Raw genomic sequence first — 21,126 nt, forward strand, 5'->3', positions numbered from 1 at the left:
GTATGCCCTGTCGGCCGCGATGTTCGTGGCCGTGGTGGGGCAGGCGCACGCGGCCATCGGCCTGAGCCCGGGCGACGAGAAGCTCTCGGCCGACCAGCAGCGCGCGCTGCTGGCGGCGCCGCAATCGCTGTACCTGGACATCGTCATGGATGGCCAGATCGTCCGTCCGCTGGTGCGCTTCGAGCGCTCCGGCGGAAACCTGTCGGTGGACGCCGCCGACCTGGACGCGATCGGCCTGCTGCTGCCGGCCGACGTGACCGCCGATCCGACCGGCCGCATCGCGCTCGACGCCATCGACGGCCTGTCCTACGCCTACGACGCGGCGCTGCAGCAGGTGGTGCTGGTGCCCGCGCCGGGCCTGCGTCGCGCCAACCAGATCGGCTACCGCTCGCCGACGCCGATCACCGTCAATCGGGACCAGGGCCTGGTGCTCGACTGGGACGCCTACACGCGCCGCTACGAAGACAGCCATACCGAATCGGTGGGCACGTCGCTGCGCTGGTTCGGCCGTTTCGGCAGCCTGCAGAACACCGGCGTCAGCCGCACCGGCGACCAGGACAACGGTTACCTGCGCCTGGACTCGCGCTGGATGATTTCCGATCCCCAGAACATGTGGACCTGGACCGCCGGCGACCTGATTTCCGGCGGCCTGTCGTGGAGCCGCCCGGTGCGCATGGGCGGTGTGCAATGGCGGCGCAACTTCAGCGTGCGCCCGGACCTCATCATCTATCCGATGCCGCAGTTCGCCGCCGACGCCACGGTGCCGTCGTCGGTGGACCTGTACATCAACAACGTCCGCCAGTTCAGCACGCAGGTCGATCCGGGCCCGTTCGTGCTCAGCGACTTCCCGCGCCTGGCCGGCGCCGGCCAGGCCACGGTCGTGGTGACCGACGCGCTCGGCCGCACCACGCAGACGGTGGTGCCGCTGTACGTGGACTACCAGCGCCTGGCGCGCGGGCTCAACGACTTCTCGTTCGAAGCCGGTGCGCTGCGTCGCAACTACGGCCTGCGCTCGAACGACTACAGCGATCACATCGCCGCCAGTGGCAGCTGGCGCCGCGGCCTCACCGACAACCTGACCGGCGAAATGCACGGCGAGTACGGCGACGACCTCACCCAGGGTGGCGTCGGCATGGCGTGGTCGCCGATGGGCCGGTTCGGTGTGTTCTCGGCCAACTACGCCTACAGCGGCGGTCTGGCCGGTGGCGAGCAGTACGGCGGCGGCTACCAGTGGTTCGGCCAGCGCGTGGGTTTCGACCTCTACGCGCAACGCGCCAGCCGCGGCTACCGCGACCTGGGTTCGATCGACGACGGCAGCCTGCCGTTGCTGCGGCAGGACCGCGCGTCCGCGTGGCTCTCGATTCCGCGCGGCTCGATCTCGCTGTCGTGGATCCGCTACGAGGACCGCAACCCGGAAAACCCGGGCAGCCGCACGATCGGTTTCGGTTTCAACCAGAGTTACCGCGCGTTCTCGTGGACCATCAGCGCGTTCGACGACGATCGCTCCGGTCGCGGCGCGTCGCTTTCGCTGAGCATTCCGCTGGGCGACCTGGACGCTTCGCTCTCGGTCGATCGCCAGGGCGGCGAGACCGATGCGATCGCCGCGCTGCGCAAGCCGCTGCCCTACGGCGGTGGCCTGGGTTGGGAAGTGCAGGCGCGCGACAACGGCGACGGCGTGCTTGGCGCCGGCTGGCGCGCGCGCTCGGGCGATGTGTGGGGCGGCCTCGATCACGTGGGCAACGAAACCGGCGCCTTCGCGCAGGCCAACGGCAGCGTGGTGTGGATGGGCGGCTCGGTGTTCACCAGTCGCACGATTCCCGATTCGTTCGCCGTGGTTTCGACGAACGGCGTGGCCGATGTGCCGATCCTCTACGAGAACCGCGTCGCCGGACGCACCAACAGCCACGGCTACCTGCTGCTGCCGGAACTGCGTGGCTGGCAGCGCAACCGCGTTGCGATCGACCCGGATGGCCTGCCGTCCTCGATGGAAGTGCCTTCGGTCGAGCGCCTGGTGACGCCGCCGGACCGCAGCGGCGTGCACGTGCCGTTCGCGATCCGCCAGGTGCGTACCGCCACGATCACGCTGCGCGACGCCAACGGGCAGCCGGTGGAGGCCGGCATGCGCGTGGTGCGTGCCGATGGGCGTGAAGCCATCGTCGCCTTCGATGGCGCACTGTGGCTCGACAATTACACCGACGGTGAAACGCTGCGCTGGACCCGTGCCGGCGTGGATTGCAGCACCGCCGCGCCGGCCATGGCGCGCGCCGCGGAGCCGGGTGCCACCGCGCCCGCGCAATGCCGAACGAAGGAGCAACCCTGATGCGTCGCACCCTAGCCGTCGTCGCTCTCGCCCTGGCCGCGTGGTTCGCGCCCGGCAAGGCGTCCGCCGCGATCACCTGCCAGATCGACAACGCCACCGACCTGAGCTTCGGCACGCTGACGCTGCCGGTGGGTGCGGCGACGTCCACCCTGACGGTGACGGCTTCGTGCCGTGGTACCGCACAGGCCGATGTCGGCGCCACCGCGCTGGTCTGCGCCGGCACCAACAACGGCGGCACCCCGCGCGAGATGGACCGCACCGCCACGCCGGTGCGCACGCTGGCGTACGACATCTACACCGACGCGACCTACACGCAGCAGGCCAACTACACCTACAACGCGTCGACGCTCATCACCATCACCTCGCGCAACACCTGGATCAGCCGCCCGATCACGCTGTACGGCCGGCTGGCGAACACGCAGCCGGACAACCCGACGCCGGGCAACTACACCGAAGCCATCAGCGCGGTGTGGGGCTACTCGACCGCCAACAATGCCAACTGCGCGACCAACGTCTCGCCGGGCACGCCGAACTACACCTTCACCTCGCGCGCGACACTGCAGGGCAGCTGCCTGATCGCGGCGCAGAACATGAACTTCGGCACCTACACCTCGCTGGCCGCCGCGCGCGACGCGCAGGCCAACCTGACGGTGACCTGCACCAACGGCACTGCGTACACGGTGAAGCTGGACGGCGGCAAGTCGGGCAACGTCAACGACCGCCGCATGTTCCTCAACGGCAGCGGTCCACAGTTCGTCTCCTACAACCTCTACACCACCGCCGCGCGTAACACGATCTGGGGCACCGGCGGTGGCAGCGGCAGCACGGTCATCGGCACCGGCACCGGCGCCGGCCAGGGCAGTCCGGTCACGATGACGGTCTACGGTCGCGTCCCGGCGGCGGGAACCTTCACCGCCGGCACCTACACCGACAGCATCACCGCTACCGTCGAGTACTGAGCGCCGCCGGCGCCGCGCAAAGACTCGCGCAAAGAAAAAGGAGGCGCGGGGGCCTCCTTCAAATCCGGCCAGGGGCCGGAGGACTTCGAGTTGTGGCATGGCTCCGGCTCGCGCCGGACGGAGGGCAGACTACCTGCCCGCCAAACCTGATGCAACACCTCAAGATATCGCATCTAACCTGTTGATTTTACGTGACCGGTTGAGCCGTCCGATCACTGGGCCACGTTCAGCGCGTCGCGCTTGGCCTGGCGACGGGCCTCGCGGGGCTGGCTCCAGTCGTTGTTGAACACCGCCGGCTCCCAGCTGCCGTAGGTCGGATTGGGCAGCATCCACCAGCGCTCGCCGAACCAGTCGCCGTACTGCTCCAGCAACTGCGCGCGACCCTCGCGCGTGTTGGCGGTGATCTGCACGAAGTCGCCGAGCTGGTCGCCGAACTGCATCAGCACGCGGTACTGCTGGCCGGCCAGGCGACGGCGGCAGTTCTTCTCGCTGCCGTTCTGCTCGCAGCCCTCGACCACCGTGCCCAGGCCCAGGAACACGCTGTCGTCCTTCACCGGCATGCCGACCGCCTTGAGGTTGGCGATGGTGGCGTCCTTCAGGTGCACGGCGCGGTTGGACAGGTACAGGATGGTCACGCCCTTCGCCGCTGCGGCCTTGGCGAAATCGACCACGCCCGGCACGGCCTTGGCGTTCTTCTCGGCGACCCAGGCGTCCCAGGTGACTTCGTCGTATTCCTTGCCATCGCGCACCAGGCGGGCCTGGTAAGGCGAGTTGTCCAGCACCGTTTCGTCCACGTCCATGACCACCGCCGGCGGCAGGCCCGTGGCCGCGTTGCCGCGCTCATCGGTCACCAGTGCGTCCCAGTGCTTCTGCTTGAGCGCGGTGTCGAGCTTGTCCGCGGCGGCGCGGTAGACCGTCGTGGTCGCGGCCGGGTACTCGGCGGCCGTCTGCATCCACAGCACGGCATTGAGGTTGTCGTCGGCCTGGACGACGGCCTTCGGCGCGGTGGTCGCGGCAGTGGCCGGCGCGGGCGACGGGGTCGGTTCGGTGTCGCTGCGCTTGCACGCGGTCAGAGCGAGCGCGCAGGCGAGAAGGGAAAGCGGAAGGACGCGAGGCTGCATGGCACGGGACAGTGGCCGGATCGGGGCGCGAGTGTAGCCCGAGGTCGGCGTCGGTGTTGTGTCCGTGCCTGCCGGCATTGGCCTGGCGCAGGAACGGGGCCGGCTTGCCGGCCCCGTCGTCCAGCGTGGATCAGAAGCGCAGTTCCAGACCGAGCGTGGTGGTGTTCGCTGTGCTCGAGTCGTCTTCCAGCTCGCCGTTCTCGTCCATTGGCGAGTAGGCGTAGCCGTTGAACATCACGTTGACGTTGAAGTTCGGCGTGACGTCCACGCCAATGCCCGCGCCGAAGTAGGCGCCACCGCCGTCCTCGCTCTCGGACACGCTCTCGCTGCCGTTGAACTGGCTGAGGAACGGGTCGTTGTACGTAAAGCGATAGCTGGCGTTGAGGTTCTGTTCGTAAGCCATGTAGCCGGCGCGGCCGATGGCGAACCAGCGGCTGTTGGGGCCGAAGCTGAAGCGAGCGTTGGCGCCGAGATGCGCGTAACGGACATCGAAGCCGACCCGGGCCTCTTCCGAGTAGACATCACCGGAATAGGAAAAGCCCTCGCTGATCTCGTCGACCTTGCCGCCACCGGCCTCCAGGCCGATCTGCACGATCGAACCGGCCTGCCAGCGATAGCCCAGGCTGAGCGCACTGGTGTTGGCCTTGTCTTCCGACAGACCGCTGTCCTCGTACGTCGCCTGGCCGGCCTGGCCAGCGACAAAGAAGTTTCCGTTGGCCTGCGCAGCAGGCGCAGCCACGCCGCACGCGATGGCGAGCAGCGCCATGCATCCATTCTTGGACATGTATTCCCCGTAATGCTTGATGTGATGGACGGACGCCATTGCGGCATCCGAGGGCCCTCCCCAGGGCCCGCCATACTTTAGCGGCATTCCGGGCCCGACGTCCGCAGCGCCTGTCAGGCCGATGCCACCTGCAGCGACACCTGTTTGCGCCCGTCGGCGACCCATTGCGTGCCGACCTCGCGGAAACCGAAGCCCGCGTGGAAGCGTCGCGAGGCTTCGTTGGGCGGCACGGTGTAGAACTCGCACGTCACCGCTTCCACGGCCTGCGCGCGTGCGAAGTCGAACAGGTCGCGATACAACCGCGGGCCGAGCTTGCGCCCCTGGTGCGAGGACGCCACGACCACGCGATCCACGTAAAGGAAACGCGGATAGCGCGCCGCGAACCAGCGGTAGTTGGGGCTGTCGTAGTCCACGCCCTCGCGGAAGGCGAGCAGGAACGCGACCACCTCATCGCCCTCGCACACGACGCGGTGGTACGCCGCCATCGTGTCGAGCTGGCGCAGGCGTGCGGCGTCCACCGGGCTCAGCATCTCCTCGGATTCGAGGTTGAGCGCGAGGATGCGCGGATGGTCGGTGTCCTGCGCGTCGCGAATGGCGAACGTCATGGCGCCTCGTACAGTTCGATCGGCAAATCGTCCGGATCGGCGAGGAAAGTGAAACGGCGCCCGGTGTACTCGTCGATGCGGATGGGCTCCACCGCGACGCCGAGCGCGACGAGCTCTTCCGCCGACGCCGCAACGTCGCTGACCTCGAATGCCAGGTGCCGCAGACCGCAGGCCTCCGGATACGACGGACGCGGCGGCGGCGACGGGAACGAGAACAGCTCCAGCTGCGTGCCGTCGGGCAGGGCGAGATCGAGCTTCCACGAATCGCGCGCATCGCGGTACACCTCGGCGAGAACGCGCAGCCCAAGCACCTGCGTATAGAAGCGTTTGGAACGCGCGTAGTCGGACGCGATGATCGCGACGTGGTGGATGCGTTGGAGGTTCATGGTCGCGATTGTCCTCGCAATGGATCGCGAATGTCGTCGTCCCGGCCATCGCGGAACGGTCGCCGTCGCGCGGCGACCGCCCCGATCACTCGCCGAGCAACGCCTTGATTGCCGCAAACCCCGCGGCGGCGCGCTCCTGCTTGCGCGCGGCATCGGCGACGGGGTCGGAGCCGTCGCGCTGGATCTCGGCGCCGGGCAGTTCGTCGAAGAAACGGCTGGGTTGCAGGCGCAGCTTGTCGCCCCACTTCTGTGCCTCGCGCGAGTGCGACAGCCACAACTGTTCCTTTGCGCGCGTGATGCCGACGTAGAGCAGGCGGCGCTCTTCTTCCAGTGAGCCTTCCTCCAGCGCCATCTCGTGCGGCAGCGTGCCGTCCTCCATGCCGACGATGAAGACGTAGCGGAACTCCAGACCCTTGGCCGCATGCAGCGACATCAGGCGCACCTGGTTGCCGGCATCGCCCTTGTCGGCGTGTGAAAGCAGGGCAAGCTGCGCGGCCAGTTCGCCCGGGCCGGAGCCCTTGCCGCCATCGAACCAGTCGGACAGTTCCTCCAGGTTCTCCTTGCGTCGCTTGAAGCTCGCCTCGTCCTTGCACTGCGCGCGGATCGCGGCGAGCAGGCCGCTCTTGTCGGCCAGCACGCGCACCAGTTCCGCCGGGCTGATCTTGAACGCTTCGCTGCGCAGGTGGCGCACGATGTTGACGAAGCCATCCATCGCGTTCGCCGCACGCGGCTGCAACTGCTTGAGCACGCCGATCTGCTCGGCCGCGCGCGACATCGGCATGTGCATGTGCTGCGCCATTTCGGCCAGCTTCGACAGCGTGGTCGCACCGATCTCGCGCTTGGGCGACTGCACCGCGCGCAGGAAGGCTGCGTCATCGTCGGGATTGGCGATCAGGCGCAGCCACGACAGCGCGTCCTTCACTTCGCCGCGCTCCAGGAACGCGGTGCCGCCGCTGAGGTGGTAGGGCACCCGCAGCAGCTGCAGCGCCTTCTCCAGCGCACGGCTCTGGTGGTTGCCCCGGAACAGGATGCAGAAATCGCTCCACGGCGCGGTCTTGGCGGCCGCGAGGAAGTGGATCTCCGCGGCAACTTTCTCCGCCTCGTGCGCACCGTCGCGGCATTCCCACACGCGGATGCGCTCGCCGTCGGCCTGGTCGCTCCACAGCGTCTTGGGGTGCTCGTGCGGGTTGTGCGCGATCAACGCATTGGCCGTGCGCAGCACGCGGTTGGAGCAGCGGTAGTTCTGCTCGAGCTTGATGATCTTGAGCTGCGGGTAATCCTTGCCCAGCTGGAACAGGTTGTCCGGATTCGCGCCGCGCCAGGCGTAGATGGACTGGTCGTCGTCGCCCACGCAGGTGAACAGGCCCTTCTCGCCGGCCAGCGCCATCAACAGGCGGTACTGCGCGTCGTTGGTGTCCTGGCACTCGTCCACCAGCAGGTAGCCGATGCGTTCGCGCCAGGCCAGGCGCACGGTCTCGTCGGACTCGAGAATCTGCACGGGCAGGCGGATCAGGTCGTCGAAGTCCACCGCGTTGAACGTGGACAGTCGCGCCTGGTAGCGCTGGTACATCAGCGCCGCTTCCATCTCGCGCGGGCTCTTCGACACGGCCAGCGCCTCTTCCGGCGACAACCCTGCGTTCTTCGCGCGCGAGATGAGGTTGCGCATGTCGTCGATGGCGTCGGGCTTGCTGCCCGGCGGCATCAGGTCCTTGATCTGCGCGTTGCTGTCGTCGCTGTCGAACACCGAGAAGCCGCGACGCAGACCGGCCTTGGCGTGGTCGATCTGCAGGAACTTCAGGCCCAATGCGTGGAAGGTGCAGACGGTGAGGCCTTCGGCCGCGTCGCCCTTGATGCGCTTGGCCACGCGCTCCTTCATTTCCTTCGCCGATTTGTTGGTGAAGGTGATGGCCGCGATGCGCTTGGCCGGCATGCGGCCGGAGGAGATCAGGTGCGCGATCTTCTCCACGATCACGCGCGTCTTGCCGCTGCCCGCACCGGCGAGCACGAGCAGGGGGCCCTCGGTGTGGAGGACGGCGGCGCGTTGGGGAGGATTGAGACCGTGCATGAACCGGGTTTACTGCCGCGGAGGCGGCGGCGTATTGTGCCGTAACCGCGGCGGCGGACCAGCGCGACGGTCACAATCGCCTGCTTTCGGTCGCCCCGGCGCGGCCGAGGGGCCACTAAGCCCGCGATCGACATCCAGGAGACGGCATGGAACTGCTCGCCACGGTGCTCTTCGCTGCCGCATTGTCCGCCGGGGATGGCGCCGTCGAGCCCACGCCCGACGCGCGCGCGGCCGTCGTGGCCGATACCGACCGCATGAATGCGCACACCTTCGACGTGCGCGCACGCTTCGCCAACGCCCTGCCCAACGAGCGCCACCGCCTCTACGGCGCCGACTACGCCGCGAAGGGCGACTGGGGCGATGCCCTGAAACAGTTCCGCCTGGCCGCGCGTTACGCGGACAAGTACTCGCAGCACCGCATCAGCCTGATGTACTGGCACGGCGTGGGCGTGCCGCGCGATCCCGCACTGGCCTATGCGTGGGCCGATCTGGCAGCCGAGCGCCTGTATCCCACCTTCGCGATCCTGCGCGAGAAGATGTGGGCCGAGCTGTCCGACGCCGAGCGCGAACGCGCGCTGCAGGAAGGCGCGACGCTGTACGCGCAGTACGGCGACAAGGTGGCCAAACCCCGGCTGGAGAAGGCGATGCTGCGTGCCAAGGGGCGCATCACCGGCAGCCGCGTGGGCAATGTCGACGGCCGCCTCATCGTCATGGCCAACCCGTCCGGCCTCAACGCCTACGACGGAGCCGGCTCGGTCGATCTGGCCCCGATGTACGACGAATGGCGCCTCAACCCCAAGCGTTACTGGGCGGCGGAAGACGCCATCTGGAAGCATGGCAACGTGGAAGTCGGGCCGACCACGAAGGCCAATCCGGACGACTGAGCCGTTGCAGTGGGGCGCGGCGGAGCCCGTGGCCGCGGTTAGACTTCGGCCTCGACTCCTCATGATGAATCCGCCATGCGCCTGGGCCTGGCCGCCAACCGCCTGCACCACCTGAGCGAAGACGCCGCACTGTTCCGTTGGCTGCGCATCTGCGAGCCGGCCATCCGCGAACTGGGCCTGGAACTGCACACCGTCGGCCGCACCTTCGACGCGATCGTCGCCGGCGGCATGCTGGCGGGCTACACGGGGCTGCGCCGCTACCCGTACGGGCGCGAAGGCGGCCTGATGAAGCTGGTGGCCGAAGTCGTCGGCCTGGGCAGCCCCGAGCGCACGCTGGACGGCGCGATCTACCTGATCGACCCGGTCGACCCGTCGTCCGTGTTTCCCGAAGCGGTGGCGCTCAAGCGCCAGTGCGTGATCCACGGCAAGCCGTTCATTTCCACCGTGGCCTCGGCGCGCGACTGGATCGAAGTGGAGCGCATCCACGCGGGGCTGGCGCCGGACCCGGGCGCCGACAACCTGCACCAGTTCGAACGCCAGACGCTGGCGATGATCGCGCACGACGCGATGAAGCCGCAGATGCTGGCCTATGCGTCCGAGCACTTCGACCTGCTGTCGCGCTTCTCGCGCCGCGTGGCCACCGGCACCACCGGCCAGCGCCTCAACGAACTGGCCTGGAGCCGCGGCTGGCCGCAGGGGCAGGCCTGGGTGCAGCGCTTCGAGAGCGGCCCCATGGGCGGCGATGCGCAGATCGCGGATCTCGTGCTGGAACGCCAGTGCCAGCGCGCCATCTTCTTCGAGGACCCGCACGTCGCGCGCCAGCACGAGGCCGACATCCAGTTGCTGGAGCGCGCCGTCACCACCGTGACCTTCGACGCGGCCTGCATCGCCTCGCCGGCGATGGCGCAGCGTTGGGCGTCGGCGGCGAAACTGCGCGCGGCGCATGCGCAAACCACGGCCTGAGCCAGGACCAACCGATTAAACTGAGCGCATGGCAAAGCTCTATTTCTATTATTCGGCGATGAACGCCGGCAAGACCACGACGCTGCTGCAGTCGGCGCACAACTACCGCGAGCGCGGGATGCGCGTGGCCATCCTGACCCCGCGCCTGGACAACCGCGCCGGCAGCGGCACGGTGGCCTCGCGCATCGGTCTGCGCGCGGACGGCATCGCGTTCGAACGCGACGACGACCTGGAAGCGCTGGTCAAGCGCGACATCGTGTTCAACGGCACGCTCAACTGCGTGCTGGTCGACGAGGCGCAGTTCCTGACCCGCTCGCAGGTATGGCAGCTGTCGGAAATCGTGGATGCCTTGCGCATCCCGGTGCTGTGCTACGGCCTGCGCACCGACTTCCGCGGCGAACTGTTCGAGGGCAGCCAGTACCTGCTGGCGTGGGCGGACGAGCTCAGCGAGATCAAGACCATCTGCCATACCGGCAAGAAGGCGACGATGGTGGTGCGCGTGGACGAACAGGGCCGCGCGGTGCGCGAGGGGCCGCAGGTGGAGATCGGCGGCAACGATCGTTACGTGTCGGTTTCGCGGGCCGAATACAAGAAGGTCATGCGCGGCGAGGGGACGATCGAGCCGTTGCAGCCGCCGCTGCCGCTGGGGTGAGCGCGCTGGCGTAACTTTGCCGAGCTGTTGCCTGAGCGGTTGCGGTTGCCGTTGCCGTTGCGCTGGCTGTTGCCCTTGCGACTTCGGAGCGAGCCGAGCACCGCAGCCGTGCGAGGGCCGAAGAGTCGCCCATGTTTGAGCGGAGCGCAGCGCAGCGAGTTTGGGCGACGTCCCCCTGACTGGCGAGGAGCACAGGGAACCGCCGCGTAGCGGCGGATCGCGGAGGGAGCGGATGGTTTTGGTTACTTTTGCCCGAAACAAAAGTAACCCGCTCGCTTGCGAGCGGAAGCTGTTGCTCTTGATATCGAAGCTCGTCCCGCGAAGGCGGGAATCCAACCTTCAGTCGTCACACTCTTTTCGAAGGCCGTGATACGCCGGATACGTGGATTCCCGCCTTCGCGGGAATGACGACAACCACGGCAACGGCAGTTGCAGGGCAACGGCAAAAGCAAAAGCTTCCGCCCGCGAACGGGCGGGTTACTTTTGTCTTGGCAAAAGTAACCAAAACCGTTGGCTCCCTCCGCGATCCGCCGCTGCGCGGCGGTCCCCTGCGCTCCTCGCCGGAAAAGGGACGTCGCCCAAACTCGCGCCGCTACGCGGCACTCAAACAGTGGGCGACTCTTCGCCCTTTTCCGGCTCCGGTGCTCGGCTCGCTCCGAAGTCGCAAGATCAATTGCAACGGCAACGGCAACGGCAACGGCAACGGCAACCGCAACCGCAACCGCAACCGCAACCGCAACCGCAACCGCAACCGCGGTGGTCAATGCCAACTTGCAGCTGCAACTCGCTTCCGCCAGCGCCATCGTGCGCGGCCAGTCAACCGCTATCCACACCCCCACACCCCCGCACGATCGCCGTCACCTCCCGCGTGATCGCGCCGCCATCCGGCTGAGCGGTCTGCAACTGGTCCTGCAATGAGGACAGCTTCGCCAGCGCGGGTTCGCGATCCGGTCCGTGGCAACGCAACTGCGCCGCATAGGCCTGTGCGCGCCATGCGGTGCGGCGCAGGTCGAGGTCGGTCTGCGACAGGCCGGCCAGCGCGTCCAGTCGAGTGAGTGCGCTGTCGTCGCCGTCCAGTGCCTGCTGGCGGGCCAGCGTGAGTTCCGCTTCGCGCGTCCGGGGGTGCGTGCTGCCGTAGCCGTTGCGGGTCAGCGTGACCGCCTGCGCAAGGTGCGCCATGCCGCGGTCGTGGTCGCCCAGCGAGAGTTCGATCAGGCCGAGCAGGCGGTCGGTGTCGCCCACGCGCGCATCGCGCGGTCCGACTTCCGCCATGCGCAGTTCGCGCGACTCGGTGATGGACTTCAGCGCAGCGCGGTCGCGTCCGGTGGCGTGCTGCAAACGCGCCTGGTCGTAAAGGGCGTCGGCCAGGCGCGCGTTGTCGCCATGGCGGCGTGCCAGCGTCACGGCGCGTTGCATCGATGCCAGCGCGGTGGCGTTGTCGCCGCGTTCCCACGCCACCATGCCCAGGCGTCGCTGCAGCATGCCCAGCTCGCCCGCGTCGCGGCGTGTCTCGGAGGGGTCGGGATCGCCCGCGCTGACACGCCGTTGCTGCAGGGCGATGGCTTCGCGCAATTCCTTTTCGGCCTGTGCGTAGCGGCCTTGGTCGATGTGCAGCACCGCCAGTTGCCGGCGCAGCGACAACGTCGCCGGATGCTGCGCGCCGTACATTTCCTGGGCCAGTGCGAAGGCGTCGGCCGCTTCGCGTTCGGCGGCGTCGGTCTGGCCAAGCCCCTGACGCAGCGACGCGACGCGTGTGCCGATCTCCACCTGCAGCGCGTGGCGTTCGCCCACCTTCTGGCGCAGCTGGTCGCGCGCCTTCGCATAGCCTTGCAGCGCGGCGCCGGATTGGCCCGCGTCGGCCTGCAGGTTGGCCAGGTCGATGAGGTTCTCGACGGTGCCCACTTCATCGCGGTCGTCGCGGCGCAGGGTCAGCGAACGCTCGAACAGCTGGCGCGCGCCCTGGCGTTCGCCGTTGTCGCGACGGCAGCGACCCAGCTGCGAGTAGAACTCGCTGACCTGCGGCGGCAACTGCGCCTGCTCGCGTCGTGCGGTCGCCAACGCCGGTTGCATCAGCGCGATGCACTGGCGCGACTCGCCGAGCAGGCGTAGCACCTGGCCGCGCTGCGTCAGCGATTCGAGCTCCAGACTGACCGGGATGTCGTCGGTCGCGCCCACGATCGCCGCCTGGCGATTGAGCAGCACCAGGGCTTCGCGGTAATCGCCCAGGCCGATGCGCAGGCGCGCGATCACACCGAACAACTCCGCACGGGCGCGCGGTTGCCGCGCGAGCTCGCGGTTGCCGCGTTCCAGCGAGCCGTCGAGCAGGCCGCGAAGATCCAGTGCCTGTCCTTCCGGCGTGCCGCGTGCGGTCTCGAACACACCGACCATGAAGTCCTGCATCGCCTGTGCGCGGCCGGCTTCGGCGACCGCCTGCCGGGCCTGCCAGGCGACGATGGCCAAGGCCGCGCTCAACACCACCGCCACCAGTGAACCGGTCGCCAGCGCCCAGCGATGCCGCCGCACGTACTTGCTGAAGCGATAGCCCATGCTCTGCGGCCGCGCCTGCACCGGCCGTCCGGCTTCGTAGCGCGTCAGGTCCAGTGCCAGCGCTTCGACCGACGGATAGCGCTGCTCGGGCCGCTTGGACAGCGTCTTGAGCACGATGTTGTCCAGGTCGCCCGCCAACTGCCGCGCGTGACGGCGCAGGGCGTGCACGTCCGCGCCGCTGTCCTCGGCGCGGCGCAGCATCGTCTGCGAGGGGCGCTGCGGATCGGCGCCGAGGATGGCCTCTTCCCACTCGGCGTCGGTCTGCCGCTTCAGGCGGTAGGGCTTGGTGTCGGTGAGCAGCTCGAACAGCACCACGCCCAGTGAGTAGACGTCGGTCATGGTGGTGACCGGTTCGCCACGCACCTGTTCCGGCGCGGCGTAGTGCAGGGTGAAGGCGCGCACGCCGGTGCGCGTCTGTTCCACCATCGGCGCTTCGGAGTCGAGCAGCTTGGCGATGCCGAAGTCGAGCAGCCGGACATCGCCGCTGGGCGTCACCAGGATGTTGGACGGCTTGAGGTCGCGGTGCACGATGAGGTTGGCGTGCGCATGGCTCACCGCATCGCAGATCTGGTGGAACATCTTCAACCGCTGCTCCAGCGGCAGCTGGTGGTTGCGGCAGTAGTCGGTGATCGGCTCGCCTTCGACGTACTCCAGCGCGAGGTAGGGGAGGCCATCGCTGCTGATGCCGGCATCGAGCAGGCGCGCGATGTGCGGGTGCGCCAAACGCGCGAGGATCTGCCGTTCGCGCGAGAAGCGCAGGCGCAGGTTGCTGTCGGTCAGTCCGGGGCGCAGCAGCTTCAGCGCCACGCGACGCTGGTACAGGCCGTCCGCACGTGCGGCCAGCCAGACCTGGCCCATGCCGCCTTCGCCCAGCAGGCGCTCCAGCCGGTACGGGCCCACCTCGGCGCCGGCGCGCAGTCCGGCCAGCGGGGCGATCAGCGGTTCGGAAAGGAAGTCCTCGTGGCTTTCGTCCAGCGTGATCAGCGTCTGCAGTTCGTCCGCGAGCGTGGGGTCTTCATCGCGCAACTGCTGCAGTCGGTGTGCGCGGGCATCAGGCTCCAGCTCGAACAGCGCGTCGAGCAGGGGAGAGAGGCGTTGCCAGCGCTCGGGATCCATCGGAGTCAGCCCATCAACGAACCACCGTGGCGCGCTTCCTCCAGCGAGGAAGGCGGATGCGAGGTGCAATGCGCGGTGCCGTGGATCCTGCGCCTCCGCCGCAGGTCCCTGCCGCGCGTCAGGAGTCCTTCAACGACGCCAGCAGGAACAGCCGCGCCTTCTGCCAGTCGCGGCGGATGCTGCGCTCGGAACGTTCCAGCAGCGCGGCGATCTCCAGCTCCGACAGGCCCGCGAAATAGCGCAGCTCCACCACCTGCGCCAGACGCGGATCCACCGCGGCCAGCTTGGTCAGCGCGGTATCCAGGCCCAGGGTGTCTTCGTCCAGGCGCAGGCCGCCTTCGACGTCATCGGGCAATTCCGTCACGCGGTGCAGGTCGCCGCCGCGCTTCTGCGCCAGGCGCTGGCGCGCGTAGTCGACCACGACACTGCGCATGGCGGACGCGGCATAGGCGAAGAAGTGCGCTCGATCGTCGAACTGCGCTTCGCGCCGTCCGATGAGTTTGAGGTAAGCCTCGTGGACCAGTGCCGTCGCATCCAGCGTCTGTCCATGCTGGCCGGCCAGTTGCCGGCGCGCCATGGTGTGCAGTTCCTGGTACAGCGTGGCGAGCACGCGGTCCAGGGCGCCACGATCCCCCTCCCGCGCAGCGTCCAGCAGCAACGTGATATCGGCAGTCTCGGCCATAGGGAACCCCATGCGCAGTGGGGGCGAATATAGCGCGTTTCGTGATCGGTTCCGCAGAAGGCCGACGTCGGAAAAACGTGAGGGCGCAGGTCAGTTATTTCTGACAGTGCCCGCACCAGACGGTGGTTCGCTGGCCGATGGCGGCCTGTTTCAGCGCCCGTCCGCAGCGCGGGCAGGGTTCGCCACCGCGGCCGTAGGCCGACAGTTCCTGCTCGAAGTAGCCCGGCGCGCCGTCCGGGGCGATGAAGTCCCGCAGCGTGGTGCCGCCGCGCGCGATCGCATGGTCGAGGATGCGCCGGATCTCCTCCGCCAGGCGCAGGTAACGCTCGCGCGAGACCTTGCCCGCCGCGCGCAGCGGCGACACCCCGGCGGCGAACAGCGCCTCGGCCACGTAGATGTTGCCCACGCCGACGACCACGCGCTGGTCCATCAGGAAGGTCTTCACCGGGGCGCTGCGGCCGCGGCTCATCGCGAACAGGTAATCGCCGTCGAAGGTGTCCGACAGGGGCTCCGGGCCCAGGTCGGCCAGCAGCTCGTGCGTCTGTCCGGGCGGCTGCCACAGCAGGCAGCCGAAGCGGCGCGGATCGTTGAAACGCAGCACGCGGGGGCCTTCGCGGCCGCCTTCGAGCGCCAGGTCGACGTGGTCGTGCGGCCGCACGGGCGTGTCGGCCGGCAGCACGCGCAGGCTGCCCGACATCCCCAGGTGCAGCAGCGCGCTGCCCATGGCGGTGTCCAGCAGCAGGTACTTCGCACGCCGGCGCACGGCATCGATGCGCTGGCCGGGCAGCAGGCGCGTGACCTCGTCGGGGATGGGCCAGCGCAGGTCCGGCCGGCGCAGCGTGACCGCCGTGACGCGCCGGCCCTCGACGTGCGGCGCCAGGCCGCGACGGGTGGTTTCGACTTCGGGCAGTTCGGGCATGGGGCGAGCGTACTATCGTGTCCGAGCTCAATGGGTTCGCCCGCCGCGATGGACAAGGTGTCCCCCCGCGTAACCGGAACCAGGCGCCGTGCGGAGAAGGCGCCGCCGGGCCCGGCGCTGTGCGCGTATGCCGTGTCCGAACTGGACGCCGCCCGCGAAGCGCTGGCCGATACGGATCTGCACGAAGGCGTGCACCGCGCGCGCAAGTCCGTGCGCCGCGTGCGTGCCTCGCTCGCGCTGGCCGGCGGCATCCTCGGCCCGGGTGCGGCGATGCTCGACCGCGAACTGCGCGGGTTGAACGAGGGCCTGTCCACGCTGCGCGACGCGCACGCGCTGGTCGAAACACTGGACCGTCTGCGCGCCCGCCGCGTGAGCGCGGAGACGAAAGCTCTGCTGGATCGCGCGCGTGAGGCCGCGGTCGCCGCGCGCGACGCATGCACGACCGATGCGCTGCGATCGGACCCCGGACTGATCGTCCGCCGCGCGCTGCTGGATGTACTGCGCGCGGCGTTGCCGGCGCTGGCCTGGGAACGTGCGACGTCCGCCGGGTTGCGCATGGCCGTCGCCGATGCGGACGAACGCACGCGCCGCGCTCGCGAACGCGCCCAGCACAGCGGCAAGGACACCGACTGGCATCGCTGGCGCCGCCGCGCCCGCCGGGCCTCCCAGCAACGCCGTGCGATGGACGCCGTCGGCCTGCGCGTGGTGGCGGCCCCGAAGGCGTTCGACAAGCGCACCACCGAGCGCCTGGGCGAAGCGCAGGACCTGAGCCTGCTGCGCGATCACTGCGGGCGTGAATCCCCATTCAGCCTGGACGACCGCAAGGCGCTGCGGCGGTACAGCGCCGATGCACTGGAGCGGCTGCGCAGCCGCATTGCCGTCGCCCCGGGCTGAACGCGTTCGTCCTTGCGTGAAGGCATGAACGACCCCATCACGGAACCAGGCCATACAGGCGCGAACGGTGCTGCCCGGCTGGCATGATCGACGCTGGACCTGCCTGCACGCAGGCCCTTTCCCCCGGAGTCTCCGAAATGCCCGCTTCCCTGTTCGATTTCCTCGCTGGCGGCCTGCTGCAGGCCACCTGGGGACAGCTGCTGATCTACCTGCTGGTGGTCACCCAGCTCACGATCTTCTCGGTCACGTTGTACCTGCATCGTTCGCAGGCGCACCGCGCGGTCGATTTCCATCCGGTGCTGGCGCACTTCTTCCGCTTCTGGACGTGGCTGACCACCTCGATGATCACGAAGGAGTGGGCGGCGATCCATCGCAAGCACCACGCCAAGTGCGAGACCGAGGAAGATCCGCACAGCCCGCAGTTCAAGGGCATCGACACGGTGATGTGGCGCGGCGTGGAGCTCTACCGCGAAGCGCGCGGCCAGCGCGAGGACATCGAGAAGTACGGCAAGGGCTGCCCGGACGACTGGATCGAGCGCCACCTCTACACGCCGTACGCCACGTTCGGCCCGACGCTGCTGGCGTTCATCAGCTTCGCGCTGTTCGGCTTCATGGGCCTGGCGGTGTGGGCGCTGCAGATGTTGTGGATCCCGTTCTGGGCCGCGGGCGTGGTCAACGGCCTGGGCCACTGGTGGGGCTACCGCAATTTCGAGACCACCGACACCGCGACCAATCTCACGCCGTGGGGTTTCTGGATCGGCGGCGAAGAGCTGCACAACAACCACCACGCTTTCCCGTCGTCGGCGAAGTTCGCGCTGCGCAAGTGGGAATTCGACATCGGCTGGAGCGCGATCAAGGTGCTGGAGAAAGTGCGCCTGGCCAAGGTGCTGCGCGTGGCGCCGACGCTGGACGTGCGCCCCAACATCGCCATGCCCGACGGCGAGACGCTCAAGGCATTGCTGGCCATCCGCTTCCAGGCGATGACCGACTACTACCGCAGCGTCACGCTGCCTTCGCTGCGCGAGGCCAAGTTGAAGCTGCCGCGCAAACTGCGACACGGCCTGGCCGACGGCGGTCGCTGGCTCGATGATGACAAGCGCGCCAAGTTGCAGGCCTGGCTGGCCGAACGTCCGAAGATGGCCACGCTGGCCGATTTCCGCCAGCGTCTGGCGCAGGTCCTGGACGATCGTTCGCACGACGCGCAGGCCACGCTTGCCAGGCTGCATGCCTGGTGCACCGAGGCCGAGGCCAGCGGCATCCAGACGCTGCAGGCGTTCTCGGCGCGCATGAAGGGGTATGCGCTGGCACCGGCGCGCACGGCCTGACATCATCGGCGCGATGGATCGCACGCACCTGCACACGCCCGCGCGGATCCGCGCGGGCGTTCTGTTTTTCATCGCACTCGTCTGGGGCGCCGATGCCGGCGCCCAGTCGATCCCGATGACGCTGAACCGCGCGCCCGTGCCGGCGTCCGATGCCGCACCCGCGCCCGTCGCACCGCCGGTGGTCGAACGTCCCGCCGTCGAAGCCAGCACCGACTACGTCGCACGCATGGATGCAGACCATGACGGTCGCGTGTCCCTGCTCGAATACCAGGACTGGCTGAGTTACGCCTTCACCCGCATGGACGCGAACGGCGACGGCCTGCTGTCGGTGGACGAACTTCCCGGCGGCCGCGGCACGCCCATCAGTCTGGTCGATCACCGCCGCACGCTGGCCGAACGCTTCGCCCGGCAGGACCGCAACCGCGACGGTTTCCTCGACGCCCAGGAACTGCTCGCTCCACCGCAGTGAACACTGGTTCCTGCCGATTCCCCGGCACTGGTCCACATGCGGGCATGCCCCGCCCCTAGCCTGATCGTGTCCAGGCACACCGCGCCTGCGCGGAACACGACCATGCCCTGCTTCATCTGCGAAACCTGCGGCACCCAGTACGCACCATCCGACGCACCGCCCGCGCACTGTCCGATCTGCGAGGACGAGCGCCAGTACGTCGGCTGGAACGGACAGACATGGACCACGCATGACGCGCTGGCGGCGCGGCATCGCCTGCGCATCGAGGACGACGCGGGTCTGCTGGGCATCGGCATCGCCGGCGAGTTCGCCATTCCGCAACGCGCGCTGTTGTTGCCGACGGACGCGGGCAACCTGCTGTGGGAGTGCGTGAGCCTGGTCACCGAGGAAGCCGTCGCGGCGTTGAAGGCGCGCGGTGGCGTGGACCGCATCGTGATCTCGCATCCGCACTTCTACAGCGCGATGGTGGAATGGAGCGAAGCGCTCGGCGGCGTACCGATCCTGCTGCACGAAGCCGACCGGCAATGGGTGATGCGCCCGTCCGAGCGCATCGAGTTCTGGCACGGCGATGCGTTGCGCCTGTCCGACGACGTCACGCTGGTCCGCGCCGGCGGCCACTTCGACGGCAGCACCGCGCTGCACTGGGCCCGTGGTCCACGAGCGGGCGGCGCGCTGTTCCCCGGCGACGCGCTGCAGGTGGTGCTGGACCGGCGCCATGTGACCTTCATGTACAGCTATCCGAACTACATCCCGATGAAGACCGGCGACGTGCGCGCGATGGAAGCGCGGCTGCGCGGGTTCGCGTTCGAGGATGTCTACGGATACACCTGGGGCCGCAACATCCTTGGCGGCGGCCGCGATGCGGTGGACGCGTCGTTCGACCGTCATCTGGCGGCGGTGGCCTAGCTGCTTCGCGCTGCCGCGATGGTTGGCCGTCACCGCGCCAACGATCGCGCCAACGCGTCCAGGCGATCCGCGATCGCGTCCTCGTCGATACATCCGATCCCGAACGCAATGCCCGCCATCGCATCGTCGCGTCGCGCCAGCGCGTGCAGCGGAATCGCGCCCGGCGCGTGCTCGAGGATGCGCGGGATCAGCGCGTTGGCGCCGTCCGCATCGCTCAGCCGTGCCGTCACGTGGATGCCCGCTTCGGACGCGACCGGCTCGAACCAGCGCGACAGCGGACCGTCGAACGCGGCGTTCAGAGCCGCGCGCCGCGCCGCGTAGACCTTGCGCATGCGACGCACGTGCCGCGCGAGATGGCCCTCGAGGATGAAATCGGCCAGGGCATCCTGCAGTGGGCCATTGCCGCAGGTGTCCGCGCCTTCCTTCGCGGCGGCCAGCGCGTCGCGCAGCCACGGCGGCGCGACGACGTAACCGATGCGCAGCGACGGAAACACGCTCTTGGAGAACGTGCCGACGTAGATCACGCGACCCTCGCGATCCAGCGTCTGCAGCGCGTCGAGCGGGCGCGCTCCGTAGCGGAACTCGCCGTCGTAGTCGTCCTCGATGATCCACGTATCGTGCTCGCGCGCGAAGCCGAGCAGGGCGCGACGACGCGCCATCGACATCGCCACGCCGGTCGGATACTGGTGCGACGGCGTCACGTAGATCAGTCGCGCGTCGCCGGGCAACTGATCGACGCGCAGTCCTTCCGAATCCACCGGCACCGGGACCACGCGGGCGCCTGCGGCCGACATCGTTGCATGCACCGTGGGGTAGCCGGGATCCTCGACCGCGACGGTGGTGCGACCGGGCTCGATCAGCAGGCGCGCGAGCAGGTCGAATGCCTGTCGCGCACCGGAGGTCACGATCACGTCCTCGCCGCGGCACGACACCGCGCGTGCGAACGACACATGCCCCGCGATGGCTTCACGCAGGCGGGGTCGTCCGTGCGGGGGCTGATAACCCAGCGATGCACCATGGCGCGGATGGAACGCCCGCGACAGCAGGCGTCGCCACACATCGAATGGAAACGCCCGATGGTCCGGCACGCCGAGGCGGAAGCCGGTGGTCCATTCATCGCCGGCCTGGACCGCGCTGCTCCATGACGGCGGCTGCCATGTCGCCCCCAGGCGCGGTGCACGGTCCGCGCGCCGCGTCGCGCGCCGGACCGATGCGGCAGGTCGCGACACCACGTCGGCCACCACCGCCTTCGCGCCGGCACGCGTGACCACATACCCCTCCGCGAGGAGCAGGTCGTACGCGGCGATGACCGTGTTGCGCGCGATGCGATAGGCCGAGGCGACGCGGCGCGTGGACGGCAGTTCGGTGCCGGCGCGCAGGCGCTGTTCGAGGATGGCGGTGCGCAGCTGTTCGTGCAGCAGGCGCGTGCGGTTCGCACCGGTCGCGCCGATGTCCAGCGGAAACTCGAAAACTGGTTCCTGCGGGGTCATGGCAACTGGCGCTCTCCTGGAACCAACCAGAGCCTACGG

General features: G+C 68.7%; 18 protein-coding genes. 9 read left to right on the forward strand and 9 right to left on the reverse strand.

The window, feature by feature from the left end:
- Nucleotides 1-19: 19 nt before the first annotated feature.
- Both QLQ15_RS04640 and QLQ15_RS04645 read left to right on the forward strand, forming a co-directional pair.
- On the forward strand, nt 20-2,320 hold the full coding sequence (locus QLQ15_RS04640; RefSeq protein WP_283211678.1) for a fimbria/pilus outer membrane usher protein: 2,301 nt from the start codon (nt 20-22) through the stop codon (nt 2,318-2,320).
- Complete coding sequence (locus QLQ15_RS04645) at nt 2,320-3,279, forward strand: Csu type fimbrial protein (protein ID WP_283211679.1); 960 nt, start codon at nt 2,320-2,322, stop codon at nt 3,277-3,279. The genes QLQ15_RS04640 and QLQ15_RS04645 overlap by 1 nt, the downstream gene beginning before the upstream one ends.
- A 212-nt stretch (nt 3,280-3,491) precedes the next feature.
- On the opposite strand, the gene QLQ15_RS04650 is transcribed toward QLQ15_RS04645, so the two are convergent.
- From QLQ15_RS04650 to QLQ15_RS04670, 5 genes are all read right to left on the reverse strand, one after another.
- A complete protein-coding gene (locus QLQ15_RS04650) occupies nt 3,492-4,400 on the reverse strand; it encodes a 5'-nucleotidase, lipoprotein e(P4) family (RefSeq protein ID WP_283211680.1) in 909 nt (302 codons plus the stop codon).
- 130 nt (nt 4,401-4,530) lie between these two features.
- Nucleotides 4,531-5,166 (reverse strand): porin family protein, encoded by a 636-nt coding sequence (locus tag QLQ15_RS04655; protein WP_283211681.1) that lies wholly within the window; start codon nt 5,164-5,166, stop codon nt 4,531-4,533.
- Nucleotides 5,167-5,297: 131 nt separating this feature from the next.
- Complete coding sequence (locus QLQ15_RS04660) at nt 5,298-5,789, reverse strand: GNAT family N-acetyltransferase (protein ID WP_283211682.1); 492 nt, start codon at nt 5,787-5,789, stop codon at nt 5,298-5,300.
- On the reverse strand, nt 5,786-6,175 hold the full coding sequence (gene gloA2, locus QLQ15_RS04665; RefSeq protein WP_283211683.1) for an SMU1112c/YaeR family gloxylase I-like metalloprotein: 390 nt from the start codon (nt 6,173-6,175) through the stop codon (nt 5,786-5,788). Before gloA2 ends, QLQ15_RS04660 begins: the two co-directional genes overlap by 4 nt.
- 85 nt (nt 6,176-6,260) lie before the next feature.
- On the reverse strand, nt 6,261-8,240 hold the full coding sequence (locus QLQ15_RS04670) for a UvrD-helicase domain-containing protein (RefSeq protein WP_283211684.1): 1,980 nt from the start codon (nt 8,238-8,240) through the stop codon (nt 6,261-6,263).
- 146 nt (nt 8,241-8,386) lie between these two features.
- Between QLQ15_RS04670 and QLQ15_RS04675 the strand changes: the two genes are divergently transcribed.
- The 3 genes from QLQ15_RS04675 to QLQ15_RS04685 all read left to right on the forward strand — a co-directional run bounded on the left by QLQ15_RS04675 (nt 8,387) and on the right by QLQ15_RS04685 (nt 10,739).
- Nucleotides 8,387-9,124: an SEL1-like repeat protein gene (locus tag QLQ15_RS04675; protein ID WP_283211685.1), complete on the forward strand. Its 738-nt coding sequence runs from the start codon at nt 8,387-8,389 to the stop codon at nt 9,122-9,124.
- A 75-nt stretch (nt 9,125-9,199) separates the two neighbouring features.
- Entirely contained in the window at nt 9,200-10,087 is an 888-nt protein-coding gene (locus tag QLQ15_RS04680; protein WP_283211686.1) for a methylglyoxal synthase, read from the forward strand.
- A gap of 28 nt (nt 10,088-10,115) precedes the next feature.
- Complete coding sequence (locus QLQ15_RS04685; protein WP_283211687.1) at nt 10,116-10,739, forward strand: thymidine kinase; 624 nt, start codon at nt 10,116-10,118, stop codon at nt 10,737-10,739.
- Nucleotides 10,740-11,555: 816 nt separating this feature from the next.
- Here the strand turns inward: QLQ15_RS04685 and QLQ15_RS04690 are convergent.
- The 3 genes from QLQ15_RS04690 to mutM all read right to left on the reverse strand — a co-directional run bounded on the left by QLQ15_RS04690 (nt 11,556) and on the right by mutM (nt 16,003).
- Entirely contained in the window at nt 11,556-14,402 is a 2,847-nt protein-coding gene (locus QLQ15_RS04690) for a serine/threonine-protein kinase (RefSeq protein ID WP_283211688.1), read from the reverse strand.
- Between the two features lie 118 nt (nt 14,403-14,520).
- Nucleotides 14,521-15,084, reverse strand: a complete 564-nt coding sequence (locus QLQ15_RS04695) for an ECF-type sigma factor (protein WP_158731879.1) — start codon at nt 15,082-15,084, stop codon at nt 14,521-14,523.
- 94 nt (nt 15,085-15,178) lie between these two features.
- Complete coding sequence (gene mutM, locus QLQ15_RS04700; RefSeq protein ID WP_283211689.1) at nt 15,179-16,003, reverse strand: bifunctional DNA-formamidopyrimidine glycosylase/DNA-(apurinic or apyrimidinic site) lyase; 825 nt, start codon at nt 16,001-16,003, stop codon at nt 15,179-15,181.
- Between the two features lie 132 nt (nt 16,004-16,135).
- Here mutM and QLQ15_RS04705 point away from each other — a divergent pair, with 132 nt between their 5' ends.
- The 4 genes from QLQ15_RS04705 (at nt 16,136) to QLQ15_RS04720 (ending at nt 19,597) form a co-directional block, all read left to right on the forward strand.
- The gene (locus tag QLQ15_RS04705; RefSeq protein ID WP_283211690.1) at nt 16,136-16,897 is read left to right on the forward strand and encodes a CHAD domain-containing protein; all 762 of its coding nucleotides are present in this window, start codon (nt 16,136-16,138) and stop codon (nt 16,895-16,897) included.
- Nucleotides 16,898-17,034: 137 nt separating this feature from the next.
- The gene (locus QLQ15_RS04710; RefSeq protein ID WP_283211691.1) at nt 17,035-18,222 is read left to right on the forward strand and encodes a DesA family fatty acid desaturase; all 1,188 of its coding nucleotides are present in this window, start codon (nt 17,035-17,037) and stop codon (nt 18,220-18,222) included.
- Between the two features lie 13 nt (nt 18,223-18,235).
- The gene (locus tag QLQ15_RS04715; protein WP_283211692.1) at nt 18,236-18,691 is read left to right on the forward strand and encodes an EF-hand domain-containing protein; all 456 of its coding nucleotides are present in this window, start codon (nt 18,236-18,238) and stop codon (nt 18,689-18,691) included.
- A 102-nt stretch (nt 18,692-18,793) separates the two neighbouring features.
- Nucleotides 18,794-19,597, forward strand: a complete 804-nt coding sequence (locus QLQ15_RS04720; protein ID WP_283211693.1) for an MBL fold metallo-hydrolase — start codon at nt 18,794-18,796, stop codon at nt 19,595-19,597.
- 29 nt (nt 19,598-19,626) lie between these two features.
- Here QLQ15_RS04720 and pdxR read toward each other — a convergent pair whose 3' ends face one another.
- Entirely contained in the window at nt 19,627-21,087 is a 1,461-nt protein-coding gene (gene pdxR / locus QLQ15_RS04725) for a MocR-like pyridoxine biosynthesis transcription factor PdxR (RefSeq protein WP_283211694.1), read from the reverse strand.
- Nucleotides 21,088-21,126: the final 39 nt, after the last annotated feature.

Origin of the sequence: Lysobacter stagni, from assembly GCF_030053425.1 — a bacterium.
GTDB classification, from domain to species: domain Bacteria; phylum Pseudomonadota; class Gammaproteobacteria; order Xanthomonadales; family Xanthomonadaceae; genus Lysobacter_J; species Lysobacter_J stagni.

What these genes read in the sequence shown, in the direction of transcription:
- QLQ15_RS04640 (WP_283211678.1), top strand. Translation starts at nt 20, where the DNA reads ATGTTCGTGGCCGTGGTGGGGCAGGCGCACGCGGCCATCGGCCTGAGC.
- QLQ15_RS04645 (WP_283211679.1), top strand. Translation starts at nt 2,320, where the DNA reads ATGCGTCGCACCCTAGCCGTCGTCGCTCTCGCCCTGGCCGCGTGGTTC.
- QLQ15_RS04650 (WP_283211680.1), bottom strand. Translation starts at nt 4,400, where the DNA reads ATGCAGCCTCGCGTCCTTCCGCTTTCCCTTCTCGCCTGCGCGCTCGCT.
- QLQ15_RS04655 (WP_283211681.1), bottom strand. Translation starts at nt 5,166, where the DNA reads ATGGCGCTGCTCGCCATCGCGTGCGGCGTGGCTGCGCCTGCTGCGCAG.
- QLQ15_RS04660 (WP_283211682.1), bottom strand. Translation starts at nt 5,789, where the DNA reads ATGACGTTCGCCATTCGCGACGCGCAGGACACCGACCATCCGCGCATC.
- gloA2 (WP_283211683.1), bottom strand. Translation starts at nt 6,175, where the DNA reads ATGAACCTCCAACGCATCCACCACGTCGCGATCATCGCGTCCGACTAC.
- QLQ15_RS04670 (WP_283211684.1), bottom strand. Translation starts at nt 8,240, where the DNA reads ATGCACGGTCTCAATCCTCCCCAACGCGCCGCCGTCCTCCACACCGAG.
- QLQ15_RS04675 (WP_283211685.1), top strand. Translation starts at nt 8,387, where the DNA reads ATGGAACTGCTCGCCACGGTGCTCTTCGCTGCCGCATTGTCCGCCGGG.
- QLQ15_RS04680 (WP_283211686.1), top strand. Translation starts at nt 9,200, where the DNA reads ATGCGCCTGGGCCTGGCCGCCAACCGCCTGCACCACCTGAGCGAAGAC.
- QLQ15_RS04685 (WP_283211687.1), top strand. Translation starts at nt 10,116, where the DNA reads ATGGCAAAGCTCTATTTCTATTATTCGGCGATGAACGCCGGCAAGACC.
- QLQ15_RS04690 (WP_283211688.1), bottom strand. Translation starts at nt 14,402, where the DNA reads ATGGATCCCGAGCGCTGGCAACGCCTCTCTCCCCTGCTCGACGCGCTG.
- QLQ15_RS04695 (WP_158731879.1), bottom strand. Translation starts at nt 15,084, where the DNA reads ATGGCCGAGACTGCCGATATCACGTTGCTGCTGGACGCTGCGCGGGAG.
- mutM (WP_283211689.1), bottom strand. Translation starts at nt 16,003, where the DNA reads ATGCCCGAACTGCCCGAAGTCGAAACCACCCGTCGCGGCCTGGCGCCG.
- QLQ15_RS04710 (WP_283211691.1), top strand. Translation starts at nt 17,035, where the DNA reads ATGCCCGCTTCCCTGTTCGATTTCCTCGCTGGCGGCCTGCTGCAGGCC.
- QLQ15_RS04715 (WP_283211692.1), top strand. Translation starts at nt 18,236, where the DNA reads ATGGATCGCACGCACCTGCACACGCCCGCGCGGATCCGCGCGGGCGTT.
- QLQ15_RS04720 (WP_283211693.1), top strand. Translation starts at nt 18,794, where the DNA reads ATGCCCTGCTTCATCTGCGAAACCTGCGGCACCCAGTACGCACCATCC.
- pdxR (WP_283211694.1), bottom strand. Translation starts at nt 21,087, where the DNA reads ATGACCCCGCAGGAACCAGTTTTCGAGTTTCCGCTGGACATCGGCGCG.